Consider the following 22,988-nt stretch of genomic DNA (forward strand, 5'->3'; position numbering starts at 1 on the left):
TCGAAGTTGAGCGGTGCGCTGGTTCGGCTTGCTGACACGGCGTCACGCTCCGTGTTGGGTCGGGCGGCTTGGCCCTGGACGCAAGGTGCCCGTGGCCCTGCGTGATCATTTCTGTTCTCTAGGCAGAACGATCATGCAGGAGCCACGGGCTTGCTCAACGATACGACGTTGCTGCTCGACCTCGACGGGGTGTCCGTCGTCCGGGTCGAGCGGCTGGCGGACGGGACACGCCGGGTCCACCTGGCCACGGCCGATGAGAGGGCCCGGGCGTGCCCGGCCTGCGGGGTGTTCGCCACCAGGGTGAAGGGCTCGGCGGTTACCCGGCCCCGCGATCTGCCGTACGGCGAGAGCGGGCTGGAGTTCCGCTGGCACAAGCGCCGCTGGTGGTGCCGGGAGGCCGGCTGCCCGCGCCGGTCCTTCACCGAGCAGATCCCGCAGCTACCGGCCGGCGCACGGATCACCATGCGACTGCGCGGTGCTGCCGGGCGGCGAATACGCGACGCCGCCTCCACCGTCATCCAGGCCGCCCGGGATCTGCGTCTGTCCTGGCCAACCGTGATGGACGCCTTCCGCGCCGTCGCACACGAGGTCACCGAGGCCCCGCTGCCCGAGGTGAAGGTGCTGGGCATCGACGAGACCCGGCGCGGACGGCCGCGCTGGGAACAGGACCCGGCCACGGGCAAGTGGATACTGACCCGCGATCGGTGGCATACGGGGTTCGTCGACGCGCTCGGCGCCGGCGGCCTGCTCGGCCAGGTCGAGGGCCGCACCGTCGCCGATGTGCTCGCCTGGCTCGCCGCCACCCCGCTGACCTGGAAAAAGAGCATCGAGTACGTGGCCATCGACATGTCGGCCACCTACCGCGCCGCCGTCCGGCTCGGTCTCCCGCAGGCCACCGTCGTGGTCGACCACTTCCACGTCGTCCAACTCGCCAACAAGATGCTGTCCATGGTCCGGCGCCGCACCACCGCCGAGATGCGCGGCCGACGTGGACGCGCCAGTGACCCGGAACGGAAAGCCAGGCGGCGCCTTCTGCGCAACCGCGAGGATCTCACCGACGAGCAGTTCGCCACGATGTGGAACACGCTGCTGGGCGAGGGGACGATCGGCCAGCCTGCTGACGGCATGGATCGCCAAGGAGAACCTGCGCAACCTCCTCGCCCTGGCGAGAACCGGCGCCGACCGCCATCAAGTCGGCCACGCCCGCTGAAAGTTCCTCACGTGGTGCGCGGACTCCGACATCCCCGAGGTGCGGCAGCTCGCCGTCACCGTGGACCGCTGGCGGGCCGAGATCACCGCATTCATCGACACCGGGCACAGCAACGCCAAGAGCGAAGGCATCAACCGCGTGATCAAGCTCGTCGCCCGCAACGCGTTCGGCCTTCGCAATGCCGACAACCAACGGCTACGGACACGCTGCGTCACCACCCGCCGAGCACGCGGACACCTCCGCACCGCTCAACTTTGAAGACCCCTTTATGTTCCATCAGCCCCTCCGCTGCTCCGCTTCGAGGAGGACAGCCGCCCTGTCGGCCGTCCAGCGGTTGCCGTGTTTGACGGCTTCCCAATCGCCCCGGCTGCACCGTTGGCGGGCCCACACCTCGGAGATGCCGAGGAGTTCCGCTATCTCAGCGGTGCCGATCCGGCCGGGCTGGTTCGAGACTGCCCGACGGGCCGGCACGTCGTCTTTCGCAGCATCGCCCAGCCATCGCGCGCCGATGGCGTCGCTCTCCCGGATGACCGCCTCAACCTCGCGTCGGACCGTGAGCAGCAGCCTGGCGTACTGGAGGTCATGCCGGATCGCGAACTTGAGCAGCTTGGCGACGCTCAGTGCGACCAGGCCGGAGACGTTCACGCCGTGGGGGACGATCATGCGGTACCCCCCGTCCAACCCATGGCCCGCAGGGGCGTCTGCGAAGCCAACGGGGGTGCCGTGCGTTCCACGGCGTCCGCGAGGCGCTCCAGGGCAGTCGCCTGGCGCTCCTGCAGGACGACCAGCGCGCGCAGCGAGTCGTCTAGCGAGAGGAGCGCGTGTACAGCGCCACGAGGGGAGCTGGCCATGAAGGCGGCTTCAGCATGGTGGTCGCCCAGGGCCATCCCGTCGAGACGGCTGCAGTCGTTGATCATGATCTATTCCTTCTTTGATCTTCTTCGGGGTCTCCTCTCCTCCGGTAGGGACTGATTGGTAGCGGAGAGTAACTCACGACCTGGAGATGACCGCCCCCGATCCGCCTTAGCGAGACAAGCGAGACAACCGGTACACCACAGGTCAGAGAGTTTTGGCTGTACCACTCGAGGCAGGTAAGTGGTACAAGCGGGACAACGAGAGAGCCCTGACCTGCGGTGCCCCGCTTGTACCACTTGGCTCGCTAGGGCGGGAGCGGAACGATCCATCACTCCTCCTTCGGGGACGGACAGTAGCGACCCCAGGCGTCCTCGAACTGCGACCGGAGGTACCCGCGAACCTTCGTCTGGTCGGAGAACCGGATCTGCTTCGGCCGGATCTCGTACGGCGCGAGCAGCTTCCCGAGCTGGTGCGGGTTGAGCCCGTCGCGCCCGTACGTCGCCCACTGCGAGTGCGGGTCCCGCTTCAGGTACTGCAACAGCGTCTCGGTCTTCATCTCGTTGGGGTTGTCGGCCTTGGCGAAGGCGTCGCGGCAGTCCGTGAGGATCGCGTTCTCCGCGCCGTCCTCCGCCTCCTTGTGGGCCTTCTCCAGTTCGTCTGCGGCCTGCCGAGCGGCGTCAGGCCACCGGCCCCCGGCAAGGTCGGCCACCAGGAACAGCGGCTCCCACGTGTCCGCGGCCCGGTCCTCAAGGGGGTGCATGTCGGGGTAGGTGTCGGCGATGTCCGCGGCACCCAGCCAGCGCGCAAGGTCATCCCTGATGGCGTTGAACCGCGGTGCGTCACGGCGTGCCCGGAACGGCTTCACCTGCTCGCCGTGGTGCCGACGGCGCATCCTGATGACGACGGCGCGGTCCATGATCGTGTCGGGCAAGTCGCCGATACCGGCCAGGGCCGCCATGGCGAACGTCGGGAACTGCTTCACCTCGTGGTTCGGCCCAGAGCACCGGGTCGCGGGCCTCCCGCGCTGATGACCCGCGTTGAGTAGTCCGCGGAAGTCCTCGTTGTTCTCCGCGGCCTTCTTCGTGCCGAAGATGGAGTCCGCCTCATCGACCAACAGCGTCGGCGGGTCGTGCTCGTCGATCGACCGGAACACCGCTGCCACGGTCGCGTTGACCGTCAGCAACGGCTTGTGGGACGCCTCGTGCACCACGTCCAGGAGACGGGACTTCCCGCACCGCTTCTTCGGGGCAACCACAGCGAGCCGCGGCGCGTGAAAGCTGTGCCGCTGCGTGTGCGTGGCCACGATCCACAGGGTGACGGCGACCGATGCGGCGTCACTGGGGAAGACAACGTACTCACACATGGCGTTGTGCAGCTCATCCAGGATCTGGGCACCGTCTACCGGCGCCGTGTACTCCTCGGACGGGGCGGGAGCGGTACCGAGGCCGTCCGGGCACCCCGCGCGCATGCACTTGCCCTTGAGCTGGTCGTGCTCGCACCGGTCGGATGCGGTACTGCCCATGAACGCGTCCGGTGTAGTCATGCCGCCCCCTTGTACGCGGAGCGCAGGTGGCGCTGGATGTCGCGTTCGGTCCACGGGGTCCCCGAGCAGGACCACGCAAAGACGACCGGTCGCAGCTGGTCGCCTGCCTCTTGCGGGCTCAGCCCCTTATCGCGGAGCTTCCACACCGCCCAGGTCAGGGCGTTGTCCTGGCCGCCCGGCTGGACGCTGGCGAGCCACCTAAGAACACCGCCGACATCTCGTGGCGGGGACGTCGGCCCCTTGCTCCGCGGCGCCGCCGGCCTCATCAGGGCGGGCCGCAGCAGACCGAGCAGCCACACAGGAGCGGCGACAGGCGGCCGGCGATCGAGCACGACGTACGCCATGGTGTGCGCGGGGTCGTCGACCCTTGACGGGGGCGCGACGACCTGGCCGCCTTCGGCCCTGATGTCGAGACCGGGGCCAAGCTTGCCAGCCGAGTTACCGAGGTGGAAGTCGACGCCGTCATACGCGAAGTAGTAGTGAACGCCGCCGCTCCCGGTACCTACGGCGTACGTCATTGGGAGATCCCCGTACTGGCGCTCCAGGGCGGCGAGGGTGGCCGATCCACCGGCGCCGTTCTTGTCGTCGACGTCGAGTACCCAAAGGTTGGACGGCTGGCCGGTAGCGATGCAGACATTGGCGCCGGGGTGCTGCGTCCACCACCGCTCGATGGTGTCGGTGTCGGTCGTGGCGCGGTCCGGCCAGCCCCTCACAAACGGCCGCTTGCGGCCGCGCGGCGCCAAGATCACCCTGTATCCGGCGGCGGCGTAGGACAAGGCGGCAGCCTTCGACGTTACGCTGGAGTCGATTGAAGCCATCGCCAGGTTGTTGATCGTTGCGGAGCCGTTGCCCATGCCCGGGGTGGCGGCTCCGGTGCTGTTATGCGGCATCTTCGCCGCCTCCACCCTTGGCACGGCGGGCGATGGCCTTTGCTCTGCGGGCCCGGGATGAGGCCAGGGCGAGCCTTGCGAAGTACGCCTTGCGCGCGTGTTCAGCACGGCGTGCGCGCTCTTCCGGGCCGAGGGTTCCGCCCGGGTCGACCTGCCGCTCGAAGCGGCTCATAAAGGCTTGACGTGCGGGAAGGGTGTGGGCGGCAGGGTCGTCGCAGTTGGCCCACATCTGGTGGGCGCCGCTCTCGGCGCGCAGGCGCCGCTGTTCGGGCGTGAGTGCCATATCGCAGGACTCCGAATGTGAGTGTCCTGCGAACGGCAGAGGGACTATGCCTTCGCTCGGGCCCCGCGCGGGCCTCGTACCGATCTCCCGGGATTCCCGCCCCGGTCGTGCCTACCGGAAAGTTCCGCTCTCTGGGCGGCCAGACGGGCCCTCGTGTGGTCGCACCGTGCTCTCCACGGTGGCTTCCCGGACCTCAGTCCGGACGGTCCACGGGGAGACCGTTGTAGTTCGGGTCATGCCCTCACGAAAGCACAGCGCAAACACATAGCCCGCATGACCCGTATCACAGATCGCCGAGGTTGAGCCGTCGCGCCTCTTCGGCGGCGCGCTGCTCCGATGACGCCCTGGTGTACCTGTCGAGCATGTCCCTGCGGCTCCATCCCGCCCTCGCCATGAGCCCGCCCTCGGAACCACCCGCGGCCAGCCAGCGGGTAGCCGCGGTGTGGCGGAGCTTGTGCGGGTGGAAACCCGCGATCTCTGCCTGCCTGGCGCGGTAGCTCAGAGCGTTGTACAGACCCTGGTACGAGAAGTTCTTTCCGCGGTCGCCGAGCCAGAGCGTGGGCGAGCCGGCGAGGCGGTGGGTGCGGCGGACCCGTATGTACCGGTCGATGGCCTGTCCCGTCTGGGGCCCGAACGACACCGTGCGCCCTTTGCCGCCCTTGCCGCGGCGGATGACCGCGGAGCCTGCCGCAACGTTGACGTCACCGACGGCCAGGTCCACAACCTCGCCAGCGCGGACGCCGGTCTCGGCCATGAGGCGAATGATCGCTGCGTCGCGGCGGTCGCGCAGGTCCCGGCCAGCACACGCCTTGAACAGGGCCCGGAGCTGATCGTCGTTGAGGGCGTCGACGACCTTCACGTCCAGCTTCGGCGGCTTCAGATTCTGCAACTGGTCGGTGTCGATCTCACCCTCGTCGGCCAGCCAGGCGGAGAACCGGCGCAGCGAGAGCTGCCGGGAGCGGGCGGTGGACGACTCGGCGCCGCCCTCGATGAGTGCCGCCACGAAGGCGTTGACTGTAGGGCGGTCCAGGGCGGGCGGCGTGCCTGTCGCCGCGGCCCACCGCAGGAAGGCACGGACGCCATCGCCGTACGTTTTCAGGGTCTGAGCGGACTTTCGCTCGGCGGCCAGATGGATCACCCAGGAGTCCAGAAGCGCACGCATGTCCGATTCGTCCATATCGTAAGCATATGCCAACGCGGGATTGATATCTGGCCTAGGAGCGCTGAGCTTGGCAACAGAAACGCCCCCGGCCCGCATAAGTGCAGATCAGGGGCGTTCGGTGGCGCCTGACTCAGTCGAGGTAGTCGCGCAGCACCTGCGAACGGGACGGGTGGCGCAGCTTCGACATCGTCTTGGACTCGATCTGGCGGATCCGCTCACGCGTGACCCCGTACACCTTGCCGATCTCGTCGAGGGTCTTGGGCTGACCGTCGGTGAGACCGAAGCGCATGGAGACGACGCCCGCCTCGCGCTCGGACAGGGTGTCCAGGACGGAGTGCAGCTGCTCCTGGAGGAGCGTGAAGCTGACCGCGTCGGCCGGGACGACCGCCTCGGAGTCCTCGATGAGGTCACCGAACTCGCTGTCGCCGTCCTCGCCCAGCGGGGTGTGCAGCGAGATGGGCTCGCGGCCGTACTTCTGGACCTCGATGACCTTCTCGGGGGTCATGTCGAGCTCCTTGGCCAGCTCCTCCGGAGTGGGCTCGCGGCCCAGGTCCTGAAGCATCTGGCGCTGGACGCGCGCGAGCTTGTTGATGACCTCGACCATGTGCACCGGGATACGGATGGTGCGGGCCTGGTCGGCCATGGCGCGGGTGATCGCCTGACGGATCCACCAGGTGGCGTACGTGGAGAACTTGTAGCCCTTGGTGTAGTCGAACTTCTCGACCGCGCGGATCAGACCGAGGTTGCCTTCCTGGATGAGGTCCAGGAAGAGCATGCCGCGGCCGGTGTAGCGCTTTGCCAGGGAGACCACCAGACGGAGGTTGGCCTCCAGGAGGTGGTTCTTGGCGCGGCGGCCGTCCTCGGCGATGATCTCCAGCTCGCGCTTGAGCTTGGGGGCGAGCTTGTCGGCGTTGGCCAGCTTGTCCTCGGCGAACAGACCCGCCTCGATGCGCTTGGCGAGCTCGACCTCCTGCTCGGCGTTGAGCAGCGGGACCTTACCGATCTGCTTGAGGTAGTCCTTGACCGGGTCGGCGGTGGCTCCAGCGGCGGCGACCTGCTGAGCAGGCGCGTCGTCCTCGTCCTCGTCGGAGAGCACGAAGCCCGCGTTCTCAGTGCCCTCGGGCTCCTCGCCGGCCTTGCCGGGGGCTGCCTCCTCGAGCACCTCCTCCTCGATGAGCTCGGCGTCGTCCTTCTTGGCGCTGGTCTTCTTGGCCGCCGTCTTCTTGGCGACGGTCTTCTTCGCGGCCGCCTTCTTGGCGGTCGTCTTCTTCGCGGCCGCCTTCTTGGCGGGCGCCTCTTCCTCGACGGCGGGCTCGTCGGCGGGGGCGGCCGGCGTCGCGCTGGCGGTGGCCTTCCGGGTGGTCACCGCCTTGGCCGCGACCGCCTTGGTGGCGGTGCGCTTGGCGGGACTCTTCGCTGCGACGCTCTTTCGGGTGCGCTTGGGCTCTGCGGCACTGACCATCAGCGTCACACCCTCTTCCTCGAGGATCTGGTTGAGGCTGCGCAGTACGTTCTTCCACTGAGTGGCCGGAATCTGGTCAGCTTCGAAGGCCCGACGCACGTCATCGCCGGCGATCTGCCCCTCAGCCTTTCCCCGCTCAATGAGCGCCATGACAGAGACGGACTCGGCGATCTCCGGCGGGAGCGTACGGGATGTGCTGGCCGACACGAACAACCTCTCGGAACGTTGGAAAACGGCTTCCGGCCCCGTCCACGGGGGCGGGAGCCGACCGCCGGCTTGGGGATTGGGCCGACGGCGCGGGCGGGGGCCGGGGAGATGCACAGCGCCGTGAACGGCGTCCGTATTCCTTCCGCGGCTGTCACCTCTTAGGTCATCGCGTTCTTCCCGCGAGCGTTACGCCCAATCTGCGTGGCCCGAGTCACACCCCGTAAGCGAACAAAAGCGATCAGACGCGGGCAGATGATGTCACCTACGGTACCTACCCGGCCGATCCGGCGGATCTGCGGCCCCGTAGCGACGGCGGACCCCGCGGGATCACGAGGATCCCGCGGGGCCCGGCGGGAGGCGGTTACCGGTCGGGGGCTGCCACAGAAGGGGGGTGGCACACCCGGCCGCGCCGCCCGCGGAACGCGATCAGTGCTCGCGCGGGGCGGGCACCACCCGCTCCACCTCGGGGTGGACTGTCAGAAGTTGGCGCATCGCCGCCTCGGCCGCCGCTCCGTCACCGGCTGCGAGGGCATCGCAGATACGGCCGTGATGCGCCAGCGACGCCTCGTTCGGCCGGTCACAGCCGGTGATCGGGCTGCCGGAGACCTGGAGGGCGGCGGAGACGATCCCGGAGAGGTGCTCCAGCATGCGGTTTCCGGCGATCTGGATGAGCATCGAGTGGAACTCGGAGTCGGCGCGGGAGAAGGTGAGCGCATCACCCTGGGCCATCGCGTGCCCCATGATCTCGACCATGTCCGCAAGGCGCTGCTGGATGTCCTCCCGCCCGTGCCCGGCGGCGAGGCGGGCGGCGAGCGGCTCGATGGTCCAGCGCAGCTCACTCAGCTCGCGGCGCTGGTCGTCGCGCTGCGGCCCGAAGGCTCGCCACTCGATGATGTCCGCGTCGAGGAGGTTCCAGTCACTGACGGGGCGCACGCGCGTGCCCACGTTCGGGCGGGCGCTCACCAGGCCCTTCGCCTCCAGGACGCGGAGCGACTCGCGGACGACGGTGCGGGAGACCTCGAAGCGCTGGCCGATCTCCTCCGGCACCAGCGGGCGGTCGGCGCCCAGGTCGCCGGAGACGATCATCTGCCCGAGCTGCTGTACGAGTTGGCCGTGCAGCCCGCGTCCGCGGCTGCCCGCGGCGCGTCGGCCCACACGGCCCAGCTCCTGGTCCGCGCTGTCCCAGACAGGGGCCCCGACGCGGTCGACGGCAGGCGCCTCGGCGTACGGGTAGCGGTCGAGTTCGCCCGGGCTCGCGAGGCCGGAGTCAGCAGAGCGGGCGGCGGTCATCATGGTGTGCGCAAGGGTACTCACGCATCCTTTGTCGGCGCCGTCGCCAACTCCCTTGAGGTCTTTGGTGAAAAGCACACGAAAGGGTGATCGCTCACCCCGTCGCAATTGACGCCTTATCGGAAAGAAATGGGCGTTCTGCGGGGAGTTGTGCGCATGGCCGGACCAAGGGTTACGGACAGTCGTCACCGGAGTCTGCCGCGCAGGGCGGTGAGCAGGTACGCGCAGAGCAGTGTGGCCAGCGACAACGTCAGTGCGCCGCCGACGGGTTGGGAGATCACACTCAGCGCGGCCTCCAGGTAGCGCTCTCCCCCGAAGGGCCACCGCGGCAGGAGGGCCTCGCGCAGCCGCATCGGAAGTCCGGCCGCCGTTCGCACAGACGGTCCGTCCAGGAGCTTGTGCGCCAGGGGTACGACGACGAGTGGCACGGCGGCCACCGCGGCCAGGCCGGCCGAGGTGGAGCGGAAGACACCTGCGGCCAGCACCCCCGCCCAGGCGCAGCCGACCACGAGCCCGATCCAACTCAAGCTCAGCGCAAGCCAGTCGGTGGGAACCTGCGCGATCTCCCGGCCGTAGACGAGATAGAGCACTTCCGCGTCGCAGCCGACGGTGAGGACGGCCAGCATCAGGGCGGTGGCCGAGGAGACGATCAGTTTGGCTGCCAGCAGCCCCAGCCGGCGGGGCACGGTGCCGCGGTCCGCTGCCAGCGTGGGGTGGCGGAACTCATCGCCGAAGGCAAGCGCGCCGAGCAGCCCCGCACCGAGTGCAGCGGGCGGCAGAGGCAGCTCCTGCGGCCACGCGGCCAGCAGGCGCGGCTGCGGGGTGTGCCCGATCCTGGCGAGCACGACGGCGGTGACAGCGGACACGACGAGCACGACGGCCCCGGTGAGGAACCCGGTGCCGATGCCGACAGCACGGCGGATCTCATAACGGAGGGGACGGAGAGGGCTGGGGGCCGGGCGGACGGAGATGGGAGGCGGCAGAGGGGGCAGTGTGTCGAGGGTGCGCGCCGGGCGGGGGCGCGGCGTGAGGGTCGGGGAGGGGGTGGAGGACCGGGGAGGGGCGGTGGCGCTGGGCGAGTGGCCGGGCGTGAGGGTCCCCGAGCGGTCGTGCGGCGCGGCCGCGGGCTGGGATGCGCCGACGAGCGGTTGCGACTCTTCGGCCACGGGTTTCGAGACATCAGTGGGTCGTGGCTCTTCGGTGAGTGGCTTCGAGACATCAGCCGGGGGGCGTGACTCTCCGGCAGCTGACTGCAAGACATCAGCGGAGGGGCGTGGCTCGAGTGTGGGGCATGACTCAGCAGCGGTGGTGGCCACGGGGAGCGTGTGCGCGGGCCTCGACACGTCGGGGGAGAAATCCGCCTCATCAGGCTGGAGCCCAGCGGTTGTCCGGTGCGCGCCCGCAACCTGCCCTGCCTCGGAACCGGAACGCCCCGGCTGGTCGACGGACACGCCCACCACCTCGGGAGCGAATCCCGCGCCGGGCCCCATGTCGCCGATCTCGTCGGCCAGTTGATGGACGACAATGCCGTGCCGGAATGCGGTCTCGCCGATGTCCGCACAGGTACTGCCGTACACGGAGAGGCGGTTGCCGCCCTCTCGGACAACTTCGACGGAGCGCTGCGCGGTGCGGGCCTGTTTGGCCAGGAGAGCTGCCAGACGGGCCGCGTGCGGGCTCCGTACGGCGACCCGGGGCCGGAGGCGGGTGCGTGAGAACTCCACGGCCTCCTGGTCGGCCACGAGCCGCCCCTCCTCCAGCGTGACGACACGGTCGGCGGTGCGTGCCGCCTCCTTGGGGTCGGCGGTGGTGAACAGGATCGTGCCGCCCTGGGCTGCGTGTGCGCGCAGCGCGCCGTGCAGCCAGTTGCTCTCGCGGGTGGAGAGTCCGTCGGCAGGGTCGTCGAGGACGAGGGTGTGCGGGTCGGCCAAGAGCACGCAGGCCAAGCCGAGACGGCGGTCCATTCCACGGGAGAGCGTGCCGAGACGTTCGTCGCGCAGGCTCACCAGCCCGACCGCCTCGAGGACTTCGTCGGCGCGCCGGACCGAAACGCCCGCGGCGGCACACAGCATGCGCAGATGGCCGCGGACCGTGCGGGCCGGGTGCCCTGGCACGTCGCCCAGCAGTACGCCGACCTCGCGGGAGGGGTGGGCGATGCGATGCAGGGGGCGCCCCCGGAAGTGGGTGACACCCCTGCCCGGTTGGAGCTCGAGCATCAGTCGGAGAACCGTCGTCTTGCCCGCGCCCGGTGCTCCGAGCAGCGCGGTGACGCGGCCCGCTCGCGCCTCGAAGGAGACGTCGTCGGCTGCGGGCGGAAGCTCTTTGCGGGGGTTGCTGGTCAGTCCGAAGGCCTGGATCACCCGCAGCAAGATAGCGCGCTATATCCGGTTTTTCCGGTACCGCACGGCCTACCTGGGCATGGCAGTCAGGCCGGCACGTGCTCGGGTGGGTCAGGTTCCGAGCTCGGCCGTCGGTACCCGTCCCACGATCACACCTCGGGGCGCAGCATCGGGGGGTTGAGCAGGGTCGCGCCCCCGGCGCGGAAGAGCTGGGCCGGGCGGCCGCCCTGGCGGGTGGTGGTCCCTCCGGTGGGGACGAGAAAGCCCGGCGTGCCCGTGACCTTGCGGTGGAAGTTGCGCGGGTCGAGCGCCACGCCCCACACCGCTTCGTAGACCCGGCGGAGTTCCCCGACAGTGAACTCGGGCGGGCAGAAGGCGGTGGCCAGCGACGAGTACTCGATCTTGGCGCGGGCGCGCTCCACTCCGTCCGCCAGGATCTGCGCGTGGTCGAAGGCGAGCGGTGCGACCGGCTCGGCGTCCCGACCGTAGCCGCCCCGCTGCAGCAGTTCCTCGACCGGAGCCCAGCGCGCGTTGCTGGCGTCGCCACCCGCCCGGGGCGCGGGCAGGTCGGGAGCGAGGGCGAGGTGCGCGACACTGACGACCCGCATTCTGGGATCTCGCTTGGGGTCGCCGTAGGTGGCGAGCTGTTCCAGATGCGCGCCGTTGTCCTGGGCGGGGACGGCAGGGTCATGGACGCGCAGTCCGGTCTCCTCGGCCAGTTCGCGCGCCGCGGCCTGCGCCAGGTCCTCGTCGGCCCGTACGAATCCGCCGGGCAGCGCCCAACGCCCCTGGAACGGCGGTTCGCCCCTGCGTACCGCCAGTGCGCACAGGGCATGGCGGCGCACGGTCAGCACGACCAGGTCCACGGTGACGGCGAAAGGCGGAAACGCTGACGGGTCGTAGGGCATGCGGCGATCATAGTCGTCTGCCTGACGATAAACACTCCCTTCACTGGTTCCCTCGGATGCTGATCCGCTTCGGACCGGCAAGGTCCCCCTGCCCGTTCGCGACGGTCCGGCGATGACGAGTCGTGGCAGGTCACACCCCTAGTTGCAGTCCGTCGGCTGCCTCTTCGACCATGGCGAGGCCCAGTCGCCCGACCCGGACGGAGAACGGTGCGCCGGCCACGCGCAGCCCCGTGAAACCGATCTCGCCCAGGGGTGCGCTGCGGACGGGACGCAGAGTGACCGTCCCTGCCGGGGCGTCGGGACGAATGCCGGCGAGCGTGGTCAGCAGCAGGACACCGGCGGCCGCCGGTGTGGCCGCGGGGCGGCAGGCCGCCGGGTGCGGGAGGGGAGCGCTCCCCTCCGTGCGCTGCTCTCCCGCGTACATCTCGGGCAGCCGGTGGGCGAAGGTCTCGGCGGCCTCGACCACGCCGCGCAGCAGCGAGCTCGCCTCCTTCTCGTAGCCGGCCGCGGCCAGGCCCGCGACGGCGAGCGCCGTCTCGTGAACGCGGACGGCTCCCGCGCGGTGGCCGAACGGATTGAATCCCGGTTCCTTCGCGCCCAGCCCGCGCAGGCCCCAGCCCGAGTCCATGGCGGGGCTGCCCAGCAGTCGGGCGAGGTTCTCCGTCTGGACCTTGTCGAGCAGACCCGGTGCCAGCTCGCCCCCGCCCAGCAGGCCGGTGTCGAGGAGGTGGACAGTGGCCGCGACCAGGTGGGGTACGGGTCTGCCGTCCGGGGCCCGGGCTGCCGCGGGCCGACCGCCCCCTCGGTCCTCGACCCAGAATTCGTGGCGGAAGGCGGTCCGTAGGGTCTGTGCCCACTGTCGCAGTGACGCTCCGCCCGTCCGGCCGCACCCGTCGAGCAAGTCGGCGCCGAGCAGTGCGGCACGGTGGGCATGGGCCTGTGTCTCGCAGCGGACGGGGCCGTCCGGGTGCGGGTCCCGCAGGTACATGTCGTCACCCACGGTGGTCCGAAGCCAGGTCAGGCACCGCTCGGCAGCGGGCAGCAGCTCCTCCGTCTCCTGCTCGGAGAGGCCCCAACGGCGGGCCTCGGCGAGCAGCGCGGGGAAGAGCAGCGTGGCCTCCGTACCGGTGCACTGCGGTGGGAGGTGCGGACCGGCGTCGCGTCGCGGGCCGGGGATCATCCCGGAGTGCGGTCCTGGGCCGGTGAGCTGCGTACGGGCGAGGATCCGCAGGGTTCCCGCGGCCAGGCCGGTGCCGAGGGGAAGCGTCATCCGGGCGGCGACGAGGGCATCCGCTGGGGCCAGACCGCAACGCCAGGGTGCCCCGGCTGCGAGGTGGGTGTCGGCAGGGTTCTCGGCGTCGCGCAGCAGAAGGGCCTGGAGGTCTTCGATACTCGTCCGCAGAAGGGCGGGGACTCTGGCGTCGTCGCCTTCCGCACGCGCTGCGGCGAGAGGGCTGGTCGCGGTGCGCCCCACGGCTCGGAGGGGACCCGCGCCGTCCGGCCGTACTCGCAGTTCCACGCTTCTGCTGCCGCCCGGGAGCAGGTCGACTTCCCATCGCAGCAGCCCTGCCGCGGCCAGGGCGTCCGAGGGAGGTGGCTCGGCCGTGACGGACGCGTTGCCGGTGGTGCAGGACCAGCGCAGTCCGGAGCCGTGGACGCTCGCGGGGAGTTCGGGCCCCGCGTTGCCCGACGCGATCGCCCCGAGGTGGGCGAGGTCCGTACCCAGGGCCACTTCGACGGGCAGTCGTAGAGGGTGGTGGGCCGCACTGTGCAGAGTGATCCGCTCCGTACCGTCCGCGAAGCGGATGCGTTCCACCACCACGTCCGGGTCCGGGCCCGCCTGAGGGGTGGTGCGCAGCGTTCCGACGAATCTGGCGCGGTCGGCCGCGGTCCTCCGTGCCTGCAGGGCCAGGGGTTCTCGTCCGGCCACGCGGATCTCACACCGGGACAGCACACGCCGCCCGGCCCGGTAGAACCCCTCCAGCCCTCGGCCGGTCAGCTGTCCCTCCTCGGTCGAGATGGCCAGTCCGGGAAGGGCGACACAGATCATCACGGTGTGAGCGGGCGGCAGGTCGGCGGACCAGCTCAGTCCGGGGATCGTGGCGCCCCGGGGCGGGGGCGCTTGCCCGGAGAGGGTTGGAGGCCGCCCCTGAGCCGGGAACGCGGGAGGTGCCCCGTAGCCCGATGGGGAGCCGGACCGACGCTTCGAGCCCGCCCGGGGAGACGGACGACCCGGGCCCGGCGGCGAGGGCGGGCGCCAGTCCGGGCCGGTGGGCGACGAGGCGTTGGGAGTGCCTCCGGGGAACCTGGGCCCGTAACCGTCGAGACGGGCCACAGGTCGCGGAGGGACAGCCTGGTCCACCGACTGCGGTGTCTCGGCCCGGGGCGGGCCGAGGGGCGGCGTGGGTCCGCCCGGGCAGTGGCGGTTGTCGGCGGCGGAAGAGGGCGGAGTCGGCTGCTGCATGGAAAGGCTTCCTCTGCGCTCGGTGCGCCTCGATCGGGTTCGGCGCCGGTGCCGGAGGGCTCCGACGGGGCCGGGGCAGTGCGGCGTCACGGCCTGTCCGGGCGTTCCGCCACTCAGGTGAACGGCGTGGACGTCCACCGAGTCACGCTCGTGGTCCGGTCCCTCCTGGGCAGGCACCGCGATTTCGGCACTCACTCCTCCCCCTCGGTGGGCTGCTCACCTTCCTGGACCGCCTTCCGGCAGGGCATCGTCGCCTTTTTCGACGCACGCGCACGCGCGCTGCCGGTCCGCGCAGCCTCCGGACGCGCGGCACCCGCCGCCGTCGCACGGCCGGGGCGCGTGCCGGCTTCCCCGGCCCGGACAGGGCGTGGGATGCCTGCCGGCGTGCGCCGACGGGGACTGCATGCGCCCGGGTCACGGTTGTCCGCGGGGGTACGGCCAGAGGCCGGGTCGGCTGCGGGACGGGGGCGCCGTCGACGCCGTGCGGATCCCTCCACCGGCGCAAGCCTGGGCTCGGCTGTCTCACCTCCCACAGACTCGGCGTGCGCTTCCCCAGCGTCGGACACCCCGCGCCCGCGGCCCTCGCGCTCCGCTCGCAGGCAGCTGCGGATGGACTCCGGGTCGAGGCCTTCATTGCAGGCCTGGTGCAGGAGACGGGCGAAGAGGTAGTCGGGATCCGCGCCCAGGGCCATGGCGAGGGCTTCCCGGGCCTCCAGTTCGTCGCCGGTGGACCACGCGACCCATCCGGCGAGGGTGAGCGGCGCGGCGGCATGTTCGCCATAGGGCCCGACGCAGCGGCGGGCAAGTGACCGCCAGAGACGAAGTGCGCGGCCGGCCTCGTCACCCTCCATCCACTCGGCCGCGCGGTCCCGGGTCGCACGGTCCTGGAGACCGAGGATCAACCGGGCCGCCTCCTCGTGCCCGAGCAGTTCGTCATCGCGGAGATCCGCCAGGAGCGTGCCGGAGACGGGCTGTGCCTCGGCGAAGCGGACCAGGATCGTCCCGGCCAGTGCCAACGTCTCGCCGGCCACGGCCGCACGGTCCACGTCGTCCAGGATCCTCGGGACCAGCGCCATGCTGGCGGTGTCCAGAGCCGCCTCCTGCTCGAGGGCGGCGGCGTTCTCCCAGGGCAGCAGCCGGGACCGCAGCTCCCGCAGGCTGCCACGCACCTGGATTCCGGCGTACGCGGCCGCGGCGGCCAGCACCGAGGTGCCGGGCAAACCCATGGGAGCGCCGTCGGGCGAGCAGCACGCCGCGTTGTCACAGCAGTACGACCAGTAGCGGCCCTCCGAGATGCACAGCGCCTCGACGACCACCACGTCCAGGGCACCGCACTCGACACGCAGCCTCTGGGCCAGAGGCCTCAGCCGCTCCATGACCTGCCGGCCGGTCTGGCCCCTCTCCGGTTCCTGGCACAGGAAGGCGACCATCGACTCGGGCCGGGCCCCTCGGCGCTCGCTGCCTGTCACCAGGCCGTGGGCGAGTTGCCGGGCTGCGGACGGCCAGTCGTCCGCGTTCGCGGGGATACCGAGCCGGGCCCGGCCCCCGAACCGTCCGCGACCGTCCCTGTCGTGGAGGGCGACCAGGACGATGCTGTCCTCGGGGCGGTAGCCGAGCAGATACGGCAAGGCGTCGGCCAGTTCGGCCGGGGTGCGCAGGGTGACCTGGTGCTCGCCGCCGTGGCCGTCGTACGCGGGGTTGGCGACGTGCGCCCCGGCCCCGTCGCTCCCCCGCTTCACATGTCCACTTTGCGCGTGCCCGCCATGCGCTTCATGCCCGGTGATGTCGCCGTTTTCGGAGGATCCAGTCGCTTCGCTGTGATTCGTCATGCGGAGACGATCTCGCGGAATCCAAACCTCCGCTTGCCCCTGTGGATAAGTCCGATCAGGGACACGTCACTCCACGGCCGGCGCGATGCCCGCCGACCCGGTCACCGCTCCCGCTGTCAGTGCCGTCCTGTTGTATGGAACGCATGGAGCACATGAGCAACGCGGATCTCAGGGCGGCGGCCGACGCCGTCCTCGCCCGTCTGGTCGGGGACGTCTCGGGAGGGGCCCGGCTGCGCGAGGACCAGTGGCGGGCGATCGAGGCGCTGGTCGCCGACCGACGCCGTGCCCTGGTCGTCCAGCGCACGGGCTGGGGCAAGTCCGCGGTGTACTTCGTGGCGACCTCGCTGCTGCGGGCACAGGGCGGCGGCCCGACCGTGATCGTGTCCCCGCTGCTCGCGCTGATGCGGAACCAGGTCGAGGCGGCAGCCCGGGCGGGCATTCACGCCCGGACCATCAACTCCTCCAACACCGAGGAGTGGGAGGCCGTTCAAGCCGAGATCGCCGCGGGTGAGGTCGACGTCCTGCTGGTGAGTCCCGAGCGGCTCAACAACCCGGATTTCCGGGATCAGGTGCTGCCCCGTCTCTCGGCCGCGACCGGGCTCCTGGTGGTGGACGAGGCCCACTGCATCTCCGACTGGGGCCACGACTTCCGGCCGGACTACCGACGGCTGCGCACGATGCTCGCCGACCTTCCGCCGGGTGTGCCGGTGCTCGCGACCACCGCCACCGCCAACGCGCGCGTGACGGCCGATGTCGCGGAGCAACTCGGCACCGGCGGCAGCTCCGACGCCCTCGTGCTGCGGGGTGCGCTGCACCGGGACAGCCTGAGCCTGAGCGTGCTGCGGCTGCCGGACGCCGCGCACCGGATGGCCTGGCTCGCCGAGCACCTCGACGACCTGCCCGGTTCCGGGATCATCTACACGCTCACCGTGGCCGCCGCCGAGGAGGTCACCGCCTTCCTCCGGCAGTGCGGGCACACGGTCGCGTCGTACACGGGCAAGACGGAGAACGCCGATCGTCAGCAGGCCGAGGAGGACCTGCTCGGCAACAAGGTCAAGGCGCTGGTCGCCACCTCCGCGCTCGGCATGGGCTTCGACAAGCCCGACCTGGGTTTCGTGGTGCACCTGGGCTCGCCCTCCTCCCCCATCGCCTACTACCAGCAGGTGGGCCGCGCCGGACGCGGCGTGGAGCACGCCGAGGTGCTGCTACTCCCGGGCAAGGAGGACGAGGCCATCTGGAAGTACTTCGCTTCGCTCGCCTTCCCCTCGGAAGACCTGGTGCACCGCACGCTCGACCTCCTCGCGCACGCGGAGAAGCCCCTGTCGCTGCCCGCCCTGGAGCCCCTGGTGGAGCTGCGCCGCTCGCGCCTGGAGACCATGCTCAAGGTTCTCGACGTGGACGGGGCGGTCAAGCGGGTCAAGGGCGGCTGGATCGCGACCGGGCAGCCCTGGACGTACGACGCCGAGCGGTACGCCTGGGTGGCACGCCAGCGCGAGGCCGAGCAGCAGGCCATGCGCGCGTACGCGTCCACGGCGGACTGCCGGATGGAGTTCCTGCAGCGCCAACTGGACGACGAGGCCGCCAAGCCGTGCGGGCGCTGCGACAACTGCGCGGGGCCGCGCTTCATCGCCGACATGTCCGAGAAGGCACTCGATGCCGCACGTGTGGACCTCGGCCGGGCCGGTGTCGAGGTGGAACCCCGGCGGATGTGGCCCACCGGGCTGCCGGCCATCGGGGTGGACCTCAAGGGGCGTATCCCTGCCGGTGAACAGGCCGCACCGGGACGAGCGTTGGGCCGCCTGTCGGACATCGGCTGGGGCAACCGGCTGCGCCCCATGTTCGTGCCCCGAGCCCCTGACGGACCCGTGCCGGACGACGTGGCGAAGGCCGTGGTGGGCGTGCTGGCCGACTGGGCCAAGGGCCCCGGGGGGTGGGCCGCGGGCGCGCCGGACGCCCAGCCGCGCCCGGTCGGCGTCGTCACCGTCGCCTCCCGTACACGACCCCGGCTGATCCACTCCCTGGGAACGCGCATCGCGGAGGTCGGCCGGCTGCCGCTGCTGGGCGCCGTCGAGTACACCGGCGACGCGCACCCAGGCTCCCGGAGCAACAGCGCCCAGCGACTGAAGGCGCTCGACGGCGCCCTGACCGTGCCGTCCGCCCTGGCGTCCGCCCTGGGCGAGGCCCAAGGCCCGGTCCTCCTCGTGGACGATTACACGGAGACCGGATGGACGCTCGCGGTCGCCGCCCGGATGCTCCGTCGCGCCGGCGCTCAGGGGGTGTTGCCACTGGTCCTGGCCGTACAGGGCTGACGACCGGCTGTCGCCCGTGCACCGCCAGGCGCCGGCCACCAGCCCCCTCGCGCACACCTCTGGACGCCACACACCCCCGTGGCGTACGAACGTGTCGTGCTCGAACGCCCCATGGGTGGCCCGGTGACGCACAGGGTGGGGATATTAGCCGCGCATCATCTGATAACGGTCGGCTGCCCCAATTGCTCGTTGCCGCATTCAAGTTCGACAGGAAGAATTGAGGTCCGCTCCCGCACGGCCCGTCCGCCGCTCCGGCAGGGCTTCGCTGCGGTGCGCGCTCCCAGGAACCCGACCCCGCCCGCAGTGTGGGCGCGTAGCCGAAGGGAGGACCGTGACCTTCGGATTCGCTCCGGCCTCGGCAGCGGCGTCGACATCCGCCGCTTCCGCCAACCGCTTGCTCGAACCCGCGGAATGGGCCGCCGCCGGGATCCCCCTGCTGCGTAACCCCCGCGAGGTCGTCAGCGGACTGCACGCCCGGCACCATCCGCAGCCGGCAACCGCCGTCGTCGCCGTGCTCGACCCGGACGAGCGGCTGCGGGCGAGCGCCTCGTTCGTCCGCCGCCCGGCCCCGGCCGACGGGTGGATGTCCCGCAACGTGCTGCTCGCCCAGCTGCGCCGGGTCATCCCGCACGATCTGCGGCGCCGGGCACCGGTGCGCACCGCGGTACTGCTCTACTGCCGTGAGGGCGACGCGCGTTGGACGGAGGAGGACGGCGCGTGGATGTGGGGGCTGCGCGACGCCTGCACCCTGCACGGGCTGCGCTGCGGGGCGTACATCACGCTGACCGGTGACGGCTGGCAGGTCCTCGGTGAGGGCCGCGGCGGACGCCGCCCCCACTCGGGCTCGGCGCCGGAGCCGTTCGCCACGTCCGAGGCGCCGCCCCCCATACCGCGCACCGGCGGCGCCGCCTCCGAGATACTGCGCCGGGCAGCAGCACGCTGAGCCCCCGGGCAGCCCCTTCCGCACGGATCCGGGGCAGAACTCCGTCGCACGGCAGACGACTATTCCCACGACCGACGCCGGAACGAGCACTCCGCCCCAGGCAAAGCCCACGCACCGTCACGTCGCCCAACTCCTCGGGCAGGCCGAACCAATCGCTGTCCCCGGACCGGGAAGAGGTCACGCACAGCCGCCGGCACACCGAACCAACCGCCGTGCCGAACCGCCGAAGCGGCACCTGAAGTCACCTCAGCGCCCGGCCGGACGCTACGGCACCGGCTCAGACGCCCGCGCCCAGCACCGAGTTGATCCGCTGCGGGTCGCCACAGACGATCAGCAGGGCGTCCGCCCGGGCGGGCGCCAGGGACAGAGCACTCACGGCCGCGTCCTCGGGACCGCCGTTGACGGCGACCACGACCACCGGACGCGACGCGGCGCGGGCCGCGACGGTGACGTCCGCGTAGAAGACGTCGTCACCCGCGTCGTGCTGGGCCCAGTAGGACGCTTCACCGAAGGACAGCTCGTGGGCGGCCCACGGGTGCTGCTCACCGGTCGTGATCACCAGCACGTCGCCTGGGGCACGACCGGAGTCCAGCAGCAGGTCCACGGCCTCCTCGGCGGCGTCGAGCGCGCCCTCGACGGAAGCGGGGATCAGCTGGATCTGCGGGGCGGCCGGAACAGTCGCACCGGCGGCGGGGCCCGGCGGAGCGGGCTTGGCGGCCACGTCACGCGGCGTACGCTGCACCGGCGGCGTGGGCCGGACAGGTCCGGGACGACCGGGACGCGACGGAGCCGCGGGACGGGGGCCGGGTACGGGGCGAGGGGTCGGCGCGGTACGGCCGCTGGCCGGTGTGGCGCGGGGACCCTGGGCACTCTCGTGAATCTGAGGCTCCTCGGGAATGAGAGGCATGAGTTGATGTTTATCAAACGCTAGTACGGCCCGCGTCGGCGGGTGGCACATGCGTGCGAACGACAGTCAGAAATCGAAGCCGAGCTGACCCTCGATTTCCGGAACGCTTCCGTCCGCCCAGCTGCGGGCCTTCTTGAGGTGCCGCCACTGGGGCAGCGCATCAAGATACGCCCACGACAACCGGTGGTAGGGGGTGGGGCCCCGTTCCGCCAGTGCGGCCTTGTGCACGGGTGAGGGATACCCGGCGTTGTCCGCAAAACCGAAGTCTGCATGGTCGATACCCAGTTCGGCCATCATTTTGTCGCGCTGGACCTTGGCGATCACCGAGGCCGCGGCGACCGCCACGCACGACTGGTCGCCCTTGATCACCGTACGGACCCGCCAGGGGGCACCGAGATAGTCGTGCTTGCCGTCGAGGATGACCGCGTCGGGCCGGACCGGCAGGGCATCCAGCGCACGCCCCGCTGCGAGCCGTAGTGCGGCCGTCATCCCCAGAGCGTCTATCTCCTCCGGGGAGGCGTGCCCCAGGGCGTACGACGTGGTCCACTTCCGCAGTTCCTCGGAGAGTTCGGTGCGCCGCTTGATGGTGAGCAGCTTGGAGTCGGTGAGGCCCTCGGGCGGCCGGCGCAGTCCGGTGATCGCCGCGCAGACGGTGACGGGGCCGGCCCACGCGCCGCGCCCCACCTCGTCGACCCCTGCAACGATCTTCGCTCCGGTCGTGGCTCGAAGGGAGCGCTCGACGGTGTGAGTAGGCGGTTCGTACGGCATGGCGCACCTAGGTTACGCCGCCCGGAACCGCCCGCGACACCCCGGTCCGCCCCGACGGAGGCCCGGTACTCACGGCCTCCCGTCAGGCGCCGCCCGGCCGTAGCGACGCAACCGTCAACTGGTCGATCAGTTCCCCCATTTCATGATCCTGCCATTCGCAGCCGCACATCTTGGATCGGCACATCGCCATCGCCGGGACGGCATCGAAGACATCGCCGTTAGCAGCATCGGAGCGCACCTCGCCCCGCCCGTACCGCGACCGATGACTTCCCGCACCATCCTGATGACCGGCTCCACGACCCCATCGAAAAGCACGGCGTAGAAGCGCTCCGCCTGCGTCCTGTCGCAGTCGTGAATCAGCGAGCGAAGCACGGAACCCGCGCGGGAGAACATGGCGCTGACTGCTCTCCGTGAACGTGCCGATCGGCGTCCTGTAGCCGCACTCACACCGCTCCACACCAGCACTTCGGTCCGGTTCGCGACCGGTTCCCTTCCGGCGCGGCGTGCGACAGCGCCCCACCAGTGGTGCAGAACCGCGAGCAGTCCCCCCATGGTCACCCCCACTTGCTCCCCGGCCTCCGGCGTCTGCGCGCCCTGACAGCTCGCACAGCCGATGTCACGACAACGCGCGACCGGTTACATAGAGTTCCCGGCGCATACGGAGAGTTCACGGAAGGCGCTGAGAGGCCCGACGCCAGAAGCCTGAAGCCCTCAGGCCGACGCGGGAACCCAGTCCGGGAGTGGCTCCGTCCGCTCCACCCACGCGGTGGGCGGCGTCCCCGCCTTCCCCGAGGCGATCACACCGCCGACGATGGCGCAGGTGGTGTCGACGTCCCCGCCGGCCTGGGCGGTCGTCCAGAACGCCCGCTCGAAGTCACCGAGGCTTCGCGCTGCGGACCAGAGAGCGAAGGGCACGGTGTCATGGGCGGTCGTCCGCCGCCCGCACCCCAGTACCGCCGCGACCGTGGCCGCGTCGCCGTAGTCGAGCATGTCCCGGGCCCGGCGCAGCCCCGCGCTCACCGCGCTCTTCGGCACCAGGTCGATGACCCCGTCGAGGAGGGCTTCGGCGCCGGGCGGCCCGCCGGGGGAGGCGGCGAAGGCGGCAGCCGCGGCGACCGCCATGGCGCCGACAACGGCCTCGCGGTGCTGATGGGTGACGTAGGCGGAGATCTCCGCCTGGTGGGTCGCCTGCTCCGGGTCGTCCGCGTACCAGGCGCCCAGCGGCGCGATCCGCATCGCGGCACCGTTGCCCCAGGATCCCTGCCCGTTGAAGAGCGCGGCGGACAGCTCGCGCCAGTCACCTCCCTCCCTGACGAGCCGCAGCAGGCGGTTGACCGCGGGGCCGTAGCCCCGGTCGAAGTCGTGGTGCTCGGCGAAGGAGCGGACCAGGGCGTCCTGGTCGATGCGGTGGTGGGCGGCGAGGACGGCGACGACGGAACCGGCCATCTCCGTGTCGTCGGTCCACTGCCACGGCCCGGACGGCACCTCACGGCGCTTGAGCAGCGGGTAGTGCACCGGGACGAAGTACTGGGAGCCCAGAGCGTCCCCGACCGACAGTCCGCGCAGGCCGGCCAGGGCGTGGTCCAGGCGCACATCGGGGGAGGAGTCAGCGGTCATCGCCC

General features: G+C 71.0%; 18 protein-coding genes and 1 pseudogene. 3 read left to right on the plus strand and 16 right to left on the minus strand.

The annotated features are described in order from the left end of the window. Positions 1 to 150: 150 nt before the first annotated feature. Positions 151 to 1,557 carry an ISL3 family transposase gene (locus ACZ5TL_RS32370; RefSeq protein WP_468594302.1) on the plus strand — a complete coding sequence of 469 codons (1,407 nt, stop codon included), beginning with the start codon at positions 151 to 153 and terminating at the stop codon, positions 1,555 to 1,557. Here the strand turns inward: ACZ5TL_RS32370 and ACZ5TL_RS32375 are convergent. The 12 genes from ACZ5TL_RS32375 to ACZ5TL_RS32430 all read right to left on the minus strand — a co-directional run bounded on the left by ACZ5TL_RS32375 (position 1,487) and on the right by ACZ5TL_RS32430 (position 16,439). Further along, positions 1,487 to 1,873: a hypothetical protein gene (locus tag ACZ5TL_RS32375; protein ID WP_468594303.1), complete on the minus strand. Its 387-nt coding sequence runs from the start codon at positions 1,871 to 1,873 to the stop codon at positions 1,487 to 1,489. The two genes, ACZ5TL_RS32370 and ACZ5TL_RS32375, sit on opposite strands and share 71 nt — an antisense overlap. Beyond that, positions 1,870 to 2,127 carry a hypothetical protein gene (locus tag ACZ5TL_RS32380; RefSeq protein WP_468594304.1) on the minus strand — a complete coding sequence of 86 codons (258 nt, stop codon included), beginning with the start codon at positions 2,125 to 2,127 and terminating at the stop codon, positions 1,870 to 1,872. Before ACZ5TL_RS32380 ends, ACZ5TL_RS32375 begins: the two co-directional genes overlap by 4 nt. A gap of 266 nt (positions 2,128 to 2,393) precedes the next feature. Beyond that, complete coding sequence (locus ACZ5TL_RS32385; protein ID WP_468594305.1) at positions 2,394 to 3,608, minus strand: DUF3631 domain-containing protein; 1,215 nt, start codon at positions 3,606 to 3,608, stop codon at positions 2,394 to 2,396. Next, positions 3,605 to 4,513 (minus strand): bifunctional DNA primase/polymerase, encoded by a 909-nt coding sequence (locus ACZ5TL_RS32390; protein ID WP_468594306.1) that lies wholly within the window; start codon positions 4,511 to 4,513, stop codon positions 3,605 to 3,607. Before ACZ5TL_RS32390 ends, ACZ5TL_RS32385 begins: the two co-directional genes overlap by 4 nt. After that, positions 4,488 to 4,781, minus strand: a complete 294-nt coding sequence (locus tag ACZ5TL_RS32395; protein WP_468594307.1) for a hypothetical protein — start codon at positions 4,779 to 4,781, stop codon at positions 4,488 to 4,490. Before ACZ5TL_RS32395 ends, ACZ5TL_RS32390 begins: the two co-directional genes overlap by 26 nt. A 283-nt stretch (positions 4,782 to 5,064) precedes the next feature. Then, entirely contained in the window at positions 5,065 to 5,958 is an 894-nt protein-coding gene (locus tag ACZ5TL_RS32400) for a tyrosine-type recombinase/integrase (protein WP_468594308.1), read from the minus strand. A gap of 115 nt (positions 5,959 to 6,073) precedes the next feature. Further along, a complete protein-coding gene (locus ACZ5TL_RS32405; RefSeq protein WP_468594309.1) occupies positions 6,074 to 7,612 on the minus strand; it encodes an RNA polymerase sigma factor in 1,539 nt (512 codons plus the stop codon). Between the two features lie 426 nt (positions 7,613 to 8,038). After that, a complete protein-coding gene (locus tag ACZ5TL_RS32410) occupies positions 8,039 to 8,926 on the minus strand; it encodes a FadR/GntR family transcriptional regulator (RefSeq protein ID WP_468594310.1) in 888 nt (295 codons plus the stop codon). 161 nt (positions 8,927 to 9,087) lie between these two features. Beyond that, the gene (locus tag ACZ5TL_RS32415) at positions 9,088 to 11,259 is read right to left on the minus strand and encodes an ABC transporter ATP-binding protein (RefSeq protein ID WP_468594311.1); all 2,172 of its coding nucleotides are present in this window, start codon (positions 11,257 to 11,259) and stop codon (positions 9,088 to 9,090) included. Between the two features lie 128 nt (positions 11,260 to 11,387). Next, positions 11,388 to 12,146 (minus strand): NUDIX hydrolase, encoded by a 759-nt coding sequence (locus tag ACZ5TL_RS32420; RefSeq protein ID WP_468594312.1) that lies wholly within the window; start codon positions 12,144 to 12,146, stop codon positions 11,388 to 11,390. Between the two features lie 130 nt (positions 12,147 to 12,276). Further along, the gene (locus ACZ5TL_RS32425; protein WP_468594389.1) at positions 12,277 to 14,196 is read right to left on the minus strand and encodes a glycogen debranching N-terminal domain-containing protein; all 1,920 of its coding nucleotides are present in this window, start codon (positions 14,194 to 14,196) and stop codon (positions 12,277 to 12,279) included. A gap of 605 nt (positions 14,197 to 14,801) precedes the next feature. Beyond that, positions 14,802 to 16,439: a DUF4192 domain-containing protein gene (locus ACZ5TL_RS32430; RefSeq protein ID WP_468594313.1), complete on the minus strand. Its 1,638-nt coding sequence runs from the start codon at positions 16,437 to 16,439 to the stop codon at positions 14,802 to 14,804. A 143-nt stretch (positions 16,440 to 16,582) separates the two neighbouring features. Between ACZ5TL_RS32430 and ACZ5TL_RS32435 the strand changes: the two genes are divergently transcribed. Continuing rightward, positions 16,583 to 18,748, plus strand: a complete 2,166-nt coding sequence (locus ACZ5TL_RS32435) for a RecQ family ATP-dependent DNA helicase (protein ID WP_468594314.1) — start codon at positions 16,583 to 16,585, stop codon at positions 18,746 to 18,748. Between the two features lie 331 nt (positions 18,749 to 19,079). Then, entirely contained in the window at positions 19,080 to 19,691 is a 612-nt protein-coding gene (locus ACZ5TL_RS32440; protein ID WP_468594315.1) for a hypothetical protein, read from the plus strand. Positions 19,692 to 19,968: 277 nt separating this feature from the next. On the opposite strand, the gene ACZ5TL_RS32445 is transcribed toward ACZ5TL_RS32440, so the two are convergent. The 4 genes and pseudogenes from ACZ5TL_RS32445 to ACZ5TL_RS32460 all read right to left on the minus strand — a co-directional run bounded on the left by ACZ5TL_RS32445 (position 19,969) and on the right by ACZ5TL_RS32460 (position 22,983). Further along, positions 19,969 to 20,598: a hypothetical protein gene (locus ACZ5TL_RS32445; RefSeq protein ID WP_468594316.1), complete on the minus strand. Its 630-nt coding sequence runs from the start codon at positions 20,596 to 20,598 to the stop codon at positions 19,969 to 19,971. A gap of 66 nt (positions 20,599 to 20,664) precedes the next feature. Further along, positions 20,665 to 21,366: a ribonuclease HII gene (locus ACZ5TL_RS32450; protein WP_468594317.1), complete on the minus strand. Its 702-nt coding sequence runs from the start codon at positions 21,364 to 21,366 to the stop codon at positions 20,665 to 20,667. Positions 21,367 to 21,448: 82 nt separating this feature from the next. Then, positions 21,449 to 21,777: pseudogene (locus ACZ5TL_RS32455) on the minus strand (TetR-like C-terminal domain-containing protein); the annotation flags it as partial. 300 nt (positions 21,778 to 22,077) lie between these two features. Then, positions 22,078 to 22,983 (minus strand): ADP-ribosylglycohydrolase family protein, encoded by a 906-nt coding sequence (locus ACZ5TL_RS32460; RefSeq protein WP_468594319.1) that lies wholly within the window; start codon positions 22,981 to 22,983, stop codon positions 22,078 to 22,080. Positions 22,984 to 22,988: the final 5 nt, after the last annotated feature.

Source organism: Streptomyces sp. NPDC033136 (genome assembly GCF_055578235.1).